The sequence below is a fragment of the Streptomyces sp. NPDC037013 genome (assembly GCF_055607265.1).
Window position 1 is genome coordinate 117,557 of the sequence record NZ_JBVJRV010000011.1, and the last position, 13,763, is coordinate 131,319.

Here is a 13,763-nt window from a genome sequence, read left to right on the forward strand (position 1 = left end):
CTCGCTCGCCCCGATCCCCGTCCTCGCCCCTCCTCCCGCCCCGCCCCGCCCCTTTCCGTACACGAGGTGACACATGTCCGACGCCCCGGCCACCGGCCCCACCCCGCCAGGTCGTTCCCCCGGCATCGCCCGGATCGTCAGCGCGAGCCTGATCGGCACCACCATCGAGTGGTACGACTTCTTCCTCTACGGCTCCGCCGCCGCGCTGGTGTTCAACACCCTCTTCTTCCCCACCGCCGACCCGCTCGTCGGCACCATGATCGCCTTCATCACGTACGCGATCGGGTTCGCCGCCAGGCCGCTCGGCGGCGTGGTCTTCGGTCACTTCGGCGACAAGATCGGACGCAAGAAGCTGCTCGTGATCAGCCTGCTCATGATGGGCGGAGCCACCTTCGCCATGGGCCTGCTGCCCACGTACGACACCATCGGAGTCGGCGCCCCGATCCTGCTCACCGTGCTGCGCCTGGTCCAGGGCTTCGCCCTGGGCGGCGAGTGGGGCGGCGCGGTCCTTCTCGTCTCCGAGCACGGCGGCGACAAGAGCCGCGGTTTCTGGGCCTCTTGGCCGCAGGCCGGGGCCCCGGGCGGCAACCTCCTGGCAACAGGCGTCCTCGCCCTGCTCGCCGCCGTCCAGTCGGAAGAAGCCTTCAACGCGTGGGGCTGGCGCATTCCCTTCCTGCTCTCCGGAGTCCTGGTCCTGATCGGCCTGTGGATCCGCATATCCGTCTCGGAGTCCCCCGTCTTCCTCGCCGCCCAGGCGAAGGCCCAGGCCGACGCCGCCCGCGGCATCAAGGAGAAGCCCCCGGTGGTCGAGGTGTTCCGCCGCAGCTGGCGCGAGGTCCTGACCGCGATCGGGACCCGGTTCGGCGAGAACATCTCGTACTACGTCCTCACCGCCTTCCTCCTCGTCTACGTCACCAACCACCTGGACCTGCCCAAGGGCACCGCGCTCAACGCCGTCCTGATCGCCTCGGCCGTCCACTTCGTCACCATCCCCCTGTGGGGCGCGCTCTCCGACCGGATCGGCCGCAGGCCGGTCACCCTCATCGGGTCGGCGGGCATGGCCTTGTGGGCCTTCGCCTTCTTCGCCCTGCTCGACTCCAAATCGTTCACCGTGATCACTCTCGCGGTGACCGTCGGCCTCCTGCTGCACGGCGCCATGTACGGCCCCCAGGCCGCCTTCATCTCCGAGATGTTCGACACCAAGGTCCGCTACTCCGGGGCCTCCATGGGCTCCCAGCTCGCCTCCATCGTGGCCGGCGCCCTGGCACCGATCATCGCGGTCGAACTCCTCAAGGAGTACGACTCCGCCACGCCCGTCGCCCTGTACCTCTGCCTGGCCGCGGTCGTCACCACCATCACCGTCGCCCTCGCCAGGGAAACCCGCGGCCGGGACCTCACGGTCGCCACCACCGCCGACGGCACGGACCGGTCCTACCGTGAGGCGCACCCGCCCGTCGGCGCCGACAGGGTCTGATCCGACGAGCCCGCCCACCCGACCGGACACCCACCGAACGGGCAAGCGGGACAGGCGCCCTCTCCCGCCTCGCCGGCCCCGTCCCGCCCGCGACCGGAGCCCGCCCGGAGAGAAGGAGTGCCATCATGACCGGCATGAGCGACCGCACGTACCGCGCAGCGGCACAGAGCGCGATGGCGGCTCTCAGACAACTGCTCATCCTGCTGGCCTCCGGAGCACCCGCCGACCAGTTCACTCGTCCCTCGGGCGACGCCGCCACCCCGCAGCTCCCGCTCGAGGAGCGGGCACTCCTCGACGACGCCACCAAGATCGCGCTGGAGATCCGCCGTACCCTCGACCAGCACCGCAGACGCGAGGCCGAGCTGGCCGCACTCTTCGACACCGCCAGCGACCTCGCGGCCCTGCGCGACCTGGACGCGGTCCTGCGCGCGATCGTCCACCGGGCCAGAACGCTGCTCGGCACCGACGCCGCCTACCTCACGCTCAACGACCCCGTCGCCAAAGACACCTACATGCGGGTCACCGACGGCTCGGTATCGGCCCGCTTCCAGCAACTGCGCCTGGGCATGGGCGAGGGGCTCGGTGGACTGGTCGCCCAGACCGCCCGCCCCTACACCAGCGCGGACTACCAGACCGACGGCCGTTTCAAGCACACCCGCCCCATCGACGAAGCGGTACTCGAAGAAGGGCTCGGCGGCATCCTCGGCGTGCCGTTGCGCGTCGGAAAGCGCGTCATCGGTGTGCTTTTCGCCGCCGACCGCACGCCACGTGACTTCCCGCCGGAAGCCATCGCCCTGCTCACCTCGCTCGCCGACCACGCCGCCGTCGCCATCGACAGCGCACGCATGCTGGAGGAAACCCGCTCCGCCCTGGTCGACCTGAACACGGCGAACGAAACGGCGCGGGCCCACAGCACCGCACTGCGCCGTGCCGCCGACGCCCACGACCGGCTCACCGACCTGGTTCTGCGCGGCGCGACCGTCGACGACCTGGTCCGCGAGATCGCCGCGCTGCTCGGCGGCGGCCTCGCCCTTCATGACCCCGACGGCACCGAAATGGCCCGAGCCGGCACCGACCCCCTCACCCCCTCGCCGCAGGGCATCACCGCCTCCCGCACCGGCGGCCGTGCCGTCCCGGTGGACGGCACGTGGGTGTGCGCCGTACTGGCCGGCTCCGAACTCCTCGGCAGCATCGTCCTCACCGGACGCGCGGACCTGACCGACGCCGACCGACGCCTGTTCGAACGCGCCGCCCTGGTCGCCGCCCTCCTCCTGCTCCTGCGCCGCACCATGGCCGAGGCCGAGGACCGCGTCCGCGGAGAACTCCTTGACGACCTGCTCACGCGCCACCGCCCGGGTGACCGCCATGACAGCGGCAGCCTGACCCTGCGTGCCCGCAGACTCGGCATCAACCTCTCCCGGCCCCACGCCCTCCTCACCCTGGACACGGACGACGAACCGCGCTCGCACCTGTTCGCGGAAGCCGTGCGCAGTGCCCGCTCGCTGGGCGGGCTCGCGGGAATCCACGACGGCCACATCGTCCTGCTCGTACCGTCGTCCAACCCCGGGGCACTCGCCGCCGAACTCGCCGGGGACCTCGGGAAGGCCGTCGGCGTCCCCGTCACCGTGGGCTCCGCTGGGCCCGCCACCGGCCCCGAACAGCTGCCGGGCACGTACACGGAAGCACGCCGTTGCCTGCACGCCCTGCACGCCCTGGGCCGCACCGGCGACGGCAGCGACATCGCCGGACTCGGTTTCCTGGGCGTCCTGCTCGGCGACCGCTCCGATATCGACGGCTTCGTCCGGCGCTACCTCGGCCCCGTACTCGCGTACGACCAGCAGCGCGGCACCGAACTGGTCCAGACGCTCGACGCCTACTACACGCAGGGCGCGAGCCTGTCCAAGGCCAAGGACGCCCTGCACGTGCACGTGAACACCGTCGTGCAGCGACTGGACCGGGTCGCCCAACTCCTCGGCCCCGACTGGAACACCCCCACCAGGGCCCTCGAACTCCAACTGGCCCTGAGACTGCACCGCTTGGGCAGCCACGAGGCCCGCCCCGCAAGCCCGGCACCCCCCACCGACACCGCGCCCTGAGCGCGCCGGCGCCGCAAGGAGAGAACTGTGAGCGGTGGGCCCGGCGGCGACGACGTTCACCCATGGGGCCCGGCACCACTGGCGTGATCGACATTGTGGTGGCCCCAACCAAGGCGCGGACGGCGGGCACGCCCCTAACCTCCACACAACCCGTGAGGGCCGTCATCACAGAGCCGAACGTGGAGAGGTCTCCCCCCATGCCACAACGTCCCCGTCTCCTGCCCGCGGCAGGCCGTCCACCAGCCGAGGTGTTCGCCGCGGCGCTGGCCGTCCTGCTGCTCGCCGTGCTGTCCGTCGTGTCGCTCTCGGGCCCGGCCCGCGCAGCGGCCACCCCGCAAGAAGTGACGGGCTTCGGATCCAATCCGGGCAACCTGCGCATGTTCCGTTACGTGCCGCCGGGGCTGCCCGAAGGGCGTCCCGTCGTGGTCGCCCTGCACGGCTGCACCCAGGACGCCTCGACCTACGGGACCAACACCGGCTGGCTGCAACTGGCCGACACGTACAAGTTCTCTGTGGTCCTGCCACAGCAGCAGTCGTCGAACAACGCGAACTCCTGCTTCAACTGGTTCGAACCCGGTGACATCCGGCGCGGCTCCGGAGAAGCACTGTCGATCAAACAGATGGTCGACCGCGCGAAGCAGGACAACAGCTCGACGAGCGCCTATGTCAGCGGCCTCTCGGGGGGCGGGGCGATGGCCTCCGTCATGCTGGCGGCCTACCCCGACGTCTTCTCCGGCGGGGGCGTGATCGCCGGGCTGCCCTACGGGTGCGCCAACTCCGTTGTCTCGGCCTACAGTTGCATGAGCCCCGGCGTCAACAAGTCACCCAAGGAGTGGGGGGACAAGGTCAGGGCGGCCTTCCCGTCGTACTCCGGACCGCGCCCGAAGGTCTCGATCTGGCAGGGCACCGCAGACACGACCGTGAAGCCGATGAACGCCACCGAAATCATGGAGCAGTTCACCGACGCGAACGGCACCGATCAGACACCGGACACCACCGACACGGTCGGCGGCTACCCCCACCGGGTCTACGGCGGCACGGTGGAGACCTACGACCTCACCGGCATGGCACACGGGCAGCCCGTCGACCCGGGAACGGGGACGGCTCGGTGCGGCACCGCCGGCGCCTACATCCTGGACGTGAACATCTGCTCCGCGTACCACCTCGTCCGCTTCTGGGGCATCGACGACGCCGGCTCGCCCACACCGGCCCCGAGCGACCCGGGCACCCCGACCCCGACGCCGACCAGCACCCAGCCGCCTTACTCCGACACCGCCGAAGGCACGGCGACCGACCACTACGTGGCGCAGCGGATCACCGTGGACGAATACAACAAGCTCGGCGCGGCCCGCGGCTACAACACCCGCTTCACCCTCTACGAGTGCGAAGCGGGGTGGACCGACAAGCCTGACTGTTCACCGATCTGACCTGCGGTGAGCGGAGGGGGGCGCGAGCACTGCGCCCGCGATCACCCGGTGCCGGAAGCTCCGTGCCCGGCGTGTGCCGGGTGCCGCGGCCACCGTCGCGTGCCCGCCGCCCCGCCTCGAAGCTCAGCTACTGGCGCCTCAGCAGGTCAGCCGACGTTCGGCGCTTTCGTAGGTGGCGAGGTTGGAGTCGACGCCCACGACGGTCTTGTAGGTGTAGGTGCCGGAACCCGTGCAGGTCCACCACGCCATCTTGGTGCCGCTCTCCAGCGGGGTCCAGTCCACTTCCTCCCAGCCGTACCAGCGGTGGCGCTGCAGGGAGATGGTGGCATCCGTGCAGCCGCTGCGGGTCTTGCCGGCCTTGCCGATGATCTCGCTGATGCCCTTGTACGGGGCCGAGATGCTGTAGCAGTTCCGGTCCCAGTCCGAGGCGGCGGCCGGAGAGGCAGGCATCAACAGCGTGGCTGCGCAGGCCAGTGCGACGGCGACGGATGACTTTCCTGCAAACCCGAGAGTGCTCATGACAAACGTTCCTGTCTGCGAATACATGCGCGTTGCAAGGTACGGGGACACTCTTTCACCGGCGCCGAGACAAGATCAAGCCAGATCCTGGGCACCGCCAAACTCACACGTACTGCGGCGACTTGGCGTCGCTGAGTCCGGCATGTGTGGGCTCGGGTACAGGAGGCGTCGCCGTCGCGACGAGCGTGACGTCGCCGAACCGGCGCAACGTCGCACTGGCGCCGTCACCCCTCCGACCACGGCTCCGGCCCCCTGGACCGAGACGAGCGCTCCCACGAACGCGGGGGAGCGGCCCAGCGTGTCGACGAGGTCGAAAAGGGCGATCTCGTAGAAGCCGGTCACCAGCAGGGACACACACAGGACTCCGAGGAGTCGGCGTAGCACCTCATGGCCGAGCAGATGCCGGGCCCCGGCGCCCAGTTGCCGCCGGATCGGCTCACTTCCCTGGTACAGCACTTCCTCGACGTGTGCGAGCGGCAGCAGACACAGCGCCGACAGTACCAGCGACACAGAGACGATCACCGCGACGACCCGGCCGCCGACCGCTGCGTACAGACCCGCCCCGATGAGCGGCGAGGCCAGGCTGAGCATCTGCCTGCTGGTGCGCAACACGGCGTTGCCCTGGGCGAGGAGGTGGGGCGGCACGACACTGACGACGAGGCCGGTGCGAGCGCCTTGGAACACCACGAGGGCGAGGCCGAACAGGGCCGCGACGCAGAACAGGACCCACACCCGCCCCGCGGAATCGACGAGCAGCAGCCCCAGGACGCAGCCACCGGCCGCCATGTTCACCACCCCCATCACGAGGCGGCGGGGCAGCCGGTCGATGAACGGGCCCGCGAGCGGCGCCAAGGCGGACGGCACAACGACCGCGATGTAGATGCCGCCGGCCGCACCCGTGGAGCCGGTCAGCTCCTTGGCCCAGATCGCGAGGACCAGGAGCAGCGACGTGTCGCCGAAGACGGTGAGACAGTTCGCCAGGATCAGGAACCGCGCGTCCCGCAGCCGGAAGAGTTCCTTCACGCTGGTGTCGCGCAGCCCCGAAATGATCAGTACCGGGCACCGTACGCGGTGTGCATAGGTGAGCGGGCTGGCCCGCCGGTACCGCTCCGGAACCTCGGCCGGGCTGCCGCCGAAGAGGAACCGGTCGAAACCTTGGCCTCGTCCACCTCGTCAGCGAGAGGTTAAAGCACAAGCTCAGCGCGCTCAGCGGCCGCTCGTCGGCAACGATGATGGCCGGATCGTGGCAGCGCAGGAGTGGTGCGGCTGCGGTGGCGCCCCGCGCGAGCGGCTCCCGCACGGCGGCCATGGTCTCCTCGTTGGCCACCCGTTCCCAGCTCAACGGCTCAGCCGCCTGCCCAATGCCCACCGGCCCGCTCTGCACATCCGTGCTGCCGGCGATGCGGGCTCGGGTGGTGCCACCCGTGAAAGCGAGCAGGAGCCGCGTCAGCGGGAGCGCCCGGCCCGGTCCCTCCAACAGCGGACGGTTGGCGGCGGTCGCGCCCTGCAGTTCCCTCACCACCACAGTCATCGTATCCGCCTGCACTTGAAGAGCATCGACCTCTCGGCTTGCTGCTCCTGGCGGTCACTGGTCTTACCTCCGCGACTGAGGGCGAGGACAATCTCGGGCCTCACCACTTTCGGAGCGGACAGTCCTGCCCACCGACGGCGTGCCCCAGTACCAGTACCTCGATGGTCGGTGGTCTGGTCTGGCCTCGAGGCGGTGGCGCTCTGTGGTGCAGAGACGGTGCAAAACCCGTCCCCGGGTGGGCTGGTGTATGGCGGCCACTAGTGTCCTCTGGTATGGACAACGTTGAACTGAGCGACGCCATAGCGGACTTCGCGGGTCTCGTCGGTCGCGTCGAGGAAACCGGCGAGAGGGTATGTGTCGTCGACGCCGGCGAGCCGACGAGTGTGCTCCTCCCGGCAGCGGAACTCGCCGAGCTGGAACACTTTGCCCAACGGGCCCACAGCGGAGTGCGCCCCCGGCCCAGATCCCAATCAGTGCAGGGGCACCCGTTCGGCCCGGACCCGCAGGGCCCGTATATCCGATACGTGCACGCTGACGGGGAGCGGATGACCTTCGTGCGGGACCGGATGGTAGTGGCCGAGCTGCGGTCCGTGGCGGAGCTCGACTGGCTCGAGACCAGGGCAGCCTCGGCCCGCCAGGGCTACATGTCCCCGAAACAGACGGCCGCTTTCGAGGAGTTCCTCGCCCGTCAGGGCTCGGCGGGCGATGGCGTGGCGTGGATCGCCGACAGCTGGCGGTGGCAACAGCCCTTCACGGAACTCGTGTTCATCAGGGGAGCGACCGCCGAGGAGGTCGCCCTCGCCTACGGGGCCGACGCGCAGGACATCGCCGACGGACTGCTGCTCCGCCAGGTCGAGGAGCAAGACGCACGGGAGGGTACCGACGACCTCCCCCGCGTGCTGGCCTTCGGGGAAGAGAACGGCTGGACGTGGCTGGGCTACCACGACTTCGACCACGCCTTCACGCGCTCCCTCGACCCGCCCCCCGAGCAACAGATCACGCTCGGCGCGACCGCGGCCAAGGGCATATACACCTTCAGCTACTTCAAGGACGGGCTGTACCAGAACCCCTTCCCCCTCGAGATCGGCGCCGAAGACCGGCAAGATATGTACGAACTCATCTGGTACACACCGGGAGAGGCGCCGTTCGCTCCGGAAGCGCCACTGTCCTTCCTCAACCTGCACCTGCGCATCGCGGAGAAGGCCGGCAACTGGACGGACGACATCGCGCTGTTCTTCGAGGGCCTGGAACGCGCCTTCGGCCTAGCCCTACCCCGGAACGCCATCAGCTCCGGGAACGTACGCTGCGCCCGCCCGGCCCGCCGCTGAAACCAGGGCGCGCGAGCCGCACCACCGGCACCGCCGGTACACCTCACGGCCTGCGCATGAGCCAGGACGGCGGGAACCAGCTGTCACCGGGGGGGAAGTCCTGCCCACGGTCGGCGCGCCGATGGTCTCCTCCATGCCGATGGAGTTCGATGCCGTACGCGGTTGAAGTCGCTGCTGCGTTCGGACAGCTCACCTGCGCCGGGTGGACGGCGGTGACCGCCTGATCCGCCTAGCTCCAGCGGCGCGGCTGGGCACCGGGGCGGGCAGCGCCGTCCACGACCCGTCCCCCCCTGTACGGACCCGTCTCGGGCGTGCTCGGCGTACTACAGGGCGCGGCGGTGGCTGTCTGGCTGGACGGCCGTGGCGGTGACTCCGAGGCCGTGCTGGCCGGCACGGGCACCGGCGACGTGGGCTGGGACAAAGCGAGCCCGGCTCTCCTGCTGACCGGCCCCGCCGTGTTGCCGGCGGCGTCCGGAACAGCCTGGCCCAGGACCGAAGCCGTGCCGGTGGCGCAGCCCGTGGACGTCACAGGATGAGCACGGGCGAGGGACCGTGACCGTCGGCCTATGTGTCTTCGTCTGTGACGCTTCACGTGCCGGGTGAGCCGGCCTGTGGAGCGTGGACGGGTCGGGGTGGGCAGCGCTACCCGGACGAAGCGGACGCCGACAGCACGGCACCCGAGTTGCGGGGCCGGCCGCCGTCCGGAGTACTGACGGGCCAGACCAGGCCGCGCCGTCCCGGCGAACCGGTTGGCCATCCAGCGGTGGCATGGCGACTGGGCTGCTGGGTTTCCGCGGGCAGCGGAACTGGTGCGGTGGAACTTCACCGCCGAAGGGCCGAACCGGCTGCGGCTCACGGACATCACCGAGCACACGACCGGCGGGGGCAACCGTACCTGTGCGCCGTCGAGGATGCTTTCTCGGGCCAGCCGTCGTGGGCTGCTCCATCGACGCTCGGGACGAGTCCCGTCTCAGACGTCTGCTTGGTGATCAGATCCGCCGAGGATCAGGCACTTCCTCCTGTGGCGACGGAAACCGAGCGGACCTCTCGGAATCCTTCCGTGCGGAAGCAGTCGGCCGGTGCGGTGTCGGGGGCGTGGGACAGGACGACCAAGTCGTGTCCGGGCCTCTGCGCAGCGTCGGGCCAGGACGGCGGTGTCCCTCGGTGGCTGCCCCAGGTGACGACGAGTGCGGGATCCGATAGGGCGTCGAGTCTGAGGATCAGGTCAGCGAACTCGCCTGCAAGGGAAGGGTCGAGGACCTGGGAGGGTACGGGGGCGAAGCCGAAGCGGCTCTTGAAGTTGAACAGGCCCGGCTGGACGACGTGCCCGAAAAGGGAGGGGTCGTTGCCCAGGGAGACATGGGCCAGCCCTTGTTCGCGGGCGTACTGGAACGCTTCCGTGTAGGCGACCCGCATCACGCGGCCTGATCGGGCGTCGGGCGCCGCCGCGGAGAACCGCATCTGTAGCACTGACGGCTCGTGCCGGGCCCACCAGAGCGAACCGACGATCATCGTGGTGCCCTGGTACACGCTGACGCTGACATGTTCCCCAGCTGCCGCGAGCAGACGGTCTCGCCATCGGCGTGCGAAGTTCTTGCCGCGCTGCATTCCTGCGATCTGGCGGTCGTAGACGATGAGGAACTCGTCCATGTACTCCTCGGTGAGGCCCTTCTGTATCTGGATGCGCATACCCTGGTCCTGCACGGCTCTGCGGCCCAAGCGGATGTTCCTGCGCTCGGTGCCAGAGAGAGCGGCCTCGAAGTCCTGCTGGGAAGTCCGCGTGGGGGCACACCAGTTCAGCCACTTCGGGCGGGCCATAAAGCCCAGGTCGGAGATCGTGGCCTCGTCGAGGATCTCGGAGTCGGTGAGCCTGACGATGTCGATGGGCGTGTCCACCTTCTTCCAGGTCTGGTACTCCGCCTCCTCCCGGTTGACCTGGGCGATGATGACGTGGTCCTGTTCAGTGATCTCCATGGGCTTCTCTTTCCAAGGGCGGTGCAGCCGAGGCGTGTTCGGCGCGGTACGTGTACACGGCCCAGATGGCGATCGCGACGGTCCACAGGGCAAGGGCCGGCAGCCAGGAGCGATAGCCGCTGAATCGGCTCGACCAGGCGTAAAGAAATCCGGACAGCGGTGTGGCTCCCGTGATGAACATGCGGATCGTGGCGTTGGCCCGGCCCGCGATGTCGGCGGGGATCGTCTCGTGCCGGTAGGTGATCGAGGCCACGTTGCTGACCGCCACCGCGAAGCACTCCACCATGAAGCCGACGAGCCGGACGGGCAGCGCCGATGTGGCGACCAGGGCCAGACCTGCCAGGCCCATCACCTGTGCGGCCAGGATGCGTTGTTCGGGGCTGAGGGACGGAAAGATGTGCGGTGCGAGGCGGCTGGCCACAGCACCTGTGAGCAGGCCGACCGCCATGGCCACGGAGATGAGGGTGGTGTTCATCCCGTCGTGCCCGAACTCGGTGATGAGTGCTGGCTCCAGCTGGCCGATGGCGAGGTTCGTCATCGACATGGTCACCACGAGCCACAGGATCCCGCGCTTCCCGACCCAGCGGAATCCGATCGCGAGGTCGCGCCGGATGTCCATCCGGCCGTGACTCGCCGCCACCTTCGGCAGCAGGAGTGCGACGCAGCCCGCCGCCAGGTACAGCAGGGCGATGCTCAGGGCGGCTGGGGCGGCACCGAGCAGGCTGAAGGCGGCTCCGCCCAAGACGAGTCCGATGACCTTCGACAGCTCGACGGCGGCGTTGAGTTTAGCCACGGCCGTCGGGCGCGCGGGCGCCGTGATCAGCTTCGGGATGAGGACGAACTGTCCGGTTATGGTGCTCGCGACACCGCCGAGGCCGGAAAGCAGCACCAGCGCGGCGACGGTCAGCGGGTGGGCCAGCGTCGCCGCCAGCAGCACCAGGCACATGGCCTGTTGCACTTGGGCGAGCACGAAGATCGTGCGTTTGTCGAAGCGGTCGATGAGAGCGCCGAGGAACGGGGAGCCCACATAGGTGACGCCGCGCAGCGCGAAAGAGACGAGGGACAAGGCCACGGAGTCCGACTCCGCCAGCACGGCCAGCGGAATGACGATGCCGAGCTGCCAGTCCGCGACCTTCGAGAGCATCGACGACGTGACCAGGACCCGCAGCACACGCGTGTCCACCGGCGTCGTGACGGAAGCCGTCATGTGATCACGTCGCCGGGGCGCGATGGGGTGGCCAGACGCCGTACCAGCTCGGGGTGTGCACACAGGGCGTCCAGGCCACGGGCCGTGTTGGCAGCCACGCCGCTGTCGTCGACCTCGTGGACGATCCAGCCCCAGGAGTCGGCGTATTCACGGAAGAGCTTGGCCGTCTCGTCCTGCAAGCGGCTGAACGACTCCTCGCTGCGTTCTCCGGCCACCCCGTAGTCCTCCAGCGCACCGACCGCGCCGTTCTGCGCGGTGCGCCAGCGGTAGGCGTACGAGGACGGGCCGTCGACGAGGATGCCGATGTCGGGACGGAGCAGCGACGAGCCGAAGACCGTGTCCAGCAGGCCCCGTACGACGCCGACGAGCTCACCGACGGCGCCGGCGGCCGGGTCGTCGTCCCCGCCCTCGGCGGCGAGCCGCTCGGCCACCGCGAGCTCCTTCAGGACGTGCTTGATGGGATACGACTCCTGGACGACGATCGCGCCCCGGGCCAGGGCTCGGCGGGTCACCTCAGCGGCCAGCAGTACGTTGCCGGCGATCTCCACGAAAGCGGCCGCCAGAGCCCCCGACGCCCGGTTCTCCATCACGGGTTCCGCCGCCAGGCGGCGCTCCCAGTCGTTGTCCCGCCACTCGTCGTATCCGCGCGGTATGTCCAGCGGCCGGCCTTCGCGCACGCCCGCCCCGTAGAGGGTGCGGAACGATTCGAGCCACAACTGCTGGAGCGGGACGGCGGGCCACGGCTCGCCGGTCTCCTCCAGGGCGGAGCGCCAGGTGACGGTCACCACCTCGTGTCCGCGGCCGCGGACGTGCTCCTCGAAGGCACGGCACAGCGTGCTCTTGCCGATGCCGTCGATGCCGAGAAAGGCGACCGTCAGTCCTTGACTCATGTATTTCCTCCGGTGGGTCGGCCGTGTTGTGCGTGCGCGTGGGCGTCTCAGCACTCGTCGTTCAGGCGGTGCAGGATCTCCTGCCGATAGCAGCGCAGCCCCTCCACGTGGGACACCTCCAGGCCCTTGCGCAGCAGGCGGGCGGCCGCGGCGCGCGAGGAACCCGCGGCGAGCGCCTGGGCAAGGATGAGTTCGTAGGTGACCGGACGCGCGGGATCGACCGTCCAGGTGAATGACACTCCCGCCTCCTCGGCCATCTCGAACCGGGAGAGCGCGCCCACGTCGGGGAACGAGCCCAGTTCCGACGGGTGGACGAAAAGCCGTGCCTCCAGGCAGTGCCGGGCGCGGTCGACGGGGTGCGCGTCGGCCGGGACGGGCTCGCCGCGGGCGATCCGCAGCTGAAGCTCGACGAGGTCGATGTCCATCTGGCTCTCAGACATCTGGTAGGCGAGCGGGAGTCGGCCGTTGACCTCCAGGAAGTAGTAGCGGTCCGGGCCGACTATGAACTCCACCGTCATGACGTTGCACAGGCCGAACTCCCTTGCGATGCTCGCCGCGTCCGCGCGCATCGCGGCCAGCGTCGGGGCGTCCACGTCGGCGACGGGTGACGCTTCCAGGAGTTTGAGGCCGTCGGCGACGAGCAGGCTCTCGCGTTCGCCCAGCGGCAGCACGGTGCCGTCCCGGTCGATGGCCAGGGAGATGCCGACCACTTGGTTGACGGGCAGGTACTTCTCCACGTACCAGGACGTGCCGACCGGGCTCGCCGCCAGGGCCTGTTCGACGTCAGCGAGGGTGTGGGCGATGCGCACTCCCTGGCCGCCGTAGCCGAACTCCGGTTTGAGGACGGCGGGCAGACCGATCTCGCGGACCTGGACGAGAACTTCGTCGCGGCCCCGGCCGGACGCGTGCGGGAGCACGGGAACACCGACCCGCTGGGCGGCCTCGGCTGCCTCGGCCTTGCTGCCCGCAAGGCGCAGGGCCTGCGCCGACGGCCCCACGAAGGTGACTCCCCGCTCCTCCAGACCCGCGACGAACTCGGCGTTCTCGGCCAGCGATCCGTATCCCGGGTACACGCAGTCGACGCCGCTGCGGTCCACGGCGTCCAGGACCTTCTCGGCCGAGTCGTAGGTGTCGGGCAGACCGTGGCCGGCCACCGTGATCTCGTGGTCCGCCCAGGAGACATGCGTGCTCTGGGTGTCGGTGTGGGCCGACAGCGCGGTCGATTCCAGGTTCATGCCGCGGCAGGTGCGCGCGGCGCGCGCGGCGATCGCCGCGCGGTTGGCGATGAGTACGTGCTGCATGCGGTGTGTTTCTCCA

General features: G+C 69.6%; 11 protein-coding genes. 5 read left to right on the forward strand and 6 right to left on the reverse strand.

What is annotated here, in order from left to right:
- Window positions 1–73: 73 nt before the first annotated feature.
- From ACZ7DY_RS34835 to ACZ7DY_RS34845, 3 genes are all read left to right on the forward strand, one after another.
- On the forward strand, window positions 74–1,474 hold the full coding sequence (locus tag ACZ7DY_RS34835) for an MFS transporter (protein ID WP_471142804.1): 1,401 nt from the start codon (window positions 74–76) through the stop codon (window positions 1,472–1,474).
- A gap of 125 nt (window positions 1,475–1,599) precedes the next feature.
- On the forward strand, window positions 1,600–3,570 hold the full coding sequence (locus tag ACZ7DY_RS34840; RefSeq protein WP_471142806.1) for a helix-turn-helix domain-containing protein: 1,971 nt from the start codon (window positions 1,600–1,602) through the stop codon (window positions 3,568–3,570).
- A 197-nt stretch (window positions 3,571–3,767) separates the two neighbouring features.
- Window positions 3,768–4,997 carry an extracellular catalytic domain type 1 short-chain-length polyhydroxyalkanoate depolymerase gene (locus ACZ7DY_RS34845; RefSeq protein ID WP_471142809.1) on the forward strand — a complete coding sequence of 410 codons (1,230 nt, stop codon included), beginning with the start codon at window positions 3,768–3,770 and terminating at the stop codon, window positions 4,995–4,997.
- Between the two features lie 138 nt (window positions 4,998–5,135).
- Here the strand turns inward: ACZ7DY_RS34845 and ACZ7DY_RS34850 are convergent, their stop codons facing one another.
- Window positions 5,136–5,516 (reverse strand): hypothetical protein, encoded by a 381-nt coding sequence (locus ACZ7DY_RS34850; RefSeq protein WP_471142811.1) that lies wholly within the window; start codon window positions 5,514–5,516, stop codon window positions 5,136–5,138.
- A 75-nt stretch (window positions 5,517–5,591) separates the two neighbouring features.
- Window positions 5,592–6,539 (reverse strand): MFS transporter, encoded by a 948-nt coding sequence (locus ACZ7DY_RS34855; RefSeq protein ID WP_471142812.1) that lies wholly within the window; start codon window positions 6,537–6,539, stop codon window positions 5,592–5,594.
- A 780-nt stretch (window positions 6,540–7,319) separates the two neighbouring features.
- On the opposite strand from ACZ7DY_RS34855, the gene ACZ7DY_RS34860 reads away from it, so the two are divergent.
- Together ACZ7DY_RS34860 and ACZ7DY_RS34865 are read left to right on the forward strand one after the other, a co-directional pair.
- A complete protein-coding gene (locus tag ACZ7DY_RS34860) occupies window positions 7,320–8,375 on the forward strand; it encodes a type II toxin-antitoxin system prevent-host-death family antitoxin (protein WP_471142815.1) in 1,056 nt (351 codons plus the stop codon).
- 338 nt (window positions 8,376–8,713) lie between these two features.
- Window positions 8,714–8,911, forward strand: coding sequence for a hypothetical protein (locus tag ACZ7DY_RS34865; RefSeq protein WP_471142817.1), 198 nt, complete (start codon window positions 8,714–8,716; stop codon window positions 8,909–8,911).
- 469 nt (window positions 8,912–9,380) lie between these two features.
- Here ACZ7DY_RS34865 and ACZ7DY_RS34870 read toward each other — a convergent pair whose 3' ends face one another.
- Genes ACZ7DY_RS34870 through ACZ7DY_RS34885 form a run of 4 tightly spaced genes read right to left on the reverse strand, consistent with a single transcriptional unit; the run spans window position 9,381 to window position 13,747 of the window.
- Complete coding sequence (locus ACZ7DY_RS34870) at window positions 9,381–10,349, reverse strand: GNAT family N-acetyltransferase (protein ID WP_471142820.1); 969 nt, start codon at window positions 10,347–10,349, stop codon at window positions 9,381–9,383.
- Window positions 10,336–11,556: an MFS transporter gene (locus ACZ7DY_RS34875; RefSeq protein ID WP_471142821.1), complete on the reverse strand. Its 1,221-nt coding sequence runs from the start codon at window positions 11,554–11,556 to the stop codon at window positions 10,336–10,338. Before ACZ7DY_RS34875 ends, ACZ7DY_RS34870 begins: the two co-directional genes overlap by 14 nt.
- Window positions 11,553–12,446 carry a hypothetical protein gene (locus tag ACZ7DY_RS34880; protein ID WP_471142823.1) on the reverse strand — a complete coding sequence of 298 codons (894 nt, stop codon included), beginning with the start codon at window positions 12,444–12,446 and terminating at the stop codon, window positions 11,553–11,555. Before ACZ7DY_RS34880 ends, ACZ7DY_RS34875 begins: the two co-directional genes overlap by 4 nt.
- 47 nt (window positions 12,447–12,493) lie before the next feature.
- Entirely contained in the window at window positions 12,494–13,747 is a 1,254-nt protein-coding gene (locus ACZ7DY_RS34885) for a biotin carboxylase N-terminal domain-containing protein (RefSeq protein ID WP_471142825.1), read from the reverse strand.
- Window positions 13,748–13,763 lie beyond the last annotated feature (16 nt).

Bases quoted from the DNA above. Each gene is read 5' to 3' on its own strand.
- ACZ7DY_RS34835 (WP_471142804.1), top strand. From the start codon at position 74: ATGTCCGACGCCCCGGCCACCGGCCCCACCCCGCCAGGTCGTTCCCCC.
- ACZ7DY_RS34875 (WP_471142821.1), bottom strand. From the start codon at position 11,556: ATGACGGCTTCCGTCACGACGCCGGTGGACACGCGTGTGCTGCGGGTC.
- ACZ7DY_RS34850 (WP_471142811.1), bottom strand. From the start codon at position 5,516: ATGAGCACTCTCGGGTTTGCAGGAAAGTCATCCGTCGCCGTCGCACTG.
- ACZ7DY_RS34885 (WP_471142825.1), bottom strand. From the start codon at position 13,747: ATGCAGCACGTACTCATCGCCAACCGCGCGGCGATCGCCGCGCGCGCC.
- ACZ7DY_RS34840 (WP_471142806.1), top strand. From the start codon at position 1,600: ATGACCGGCATGAGCGACCGCACGTACCGCGCAGCGGCACAGAGCGCG.
- ACZ7DY_RS34860 (WP_471142815.1), top strand. From the start codon at position 7,320: ATGGACAACGTTGAACTGAGCGACGCCATAGCGGACTTCGCGGGTCTC.
- ACZ7DY_RS34870 (WP_471142820.1), bottom strand. From the start codon at position 10,349: ATGGAGATCACTGAACAGGACCACGTCATCATCGCCCAGGTCAACCGG.
- ACZ7DY_RS34880 (WP_471142823.1), bottom strand. From the start codon at position 12,446: ATGAGTCAAGGACTGACGGTCGCCTTTCTCGGCATCGACGGCATCGGC.
- ACZ7DY_RS34845 (WP_471142809.1), top strand. From the start codon at position 3,768: ATGCCACAACGTCCCCGTCTCCTGCCCGCGGCAGGCCGTCCACCAGCC.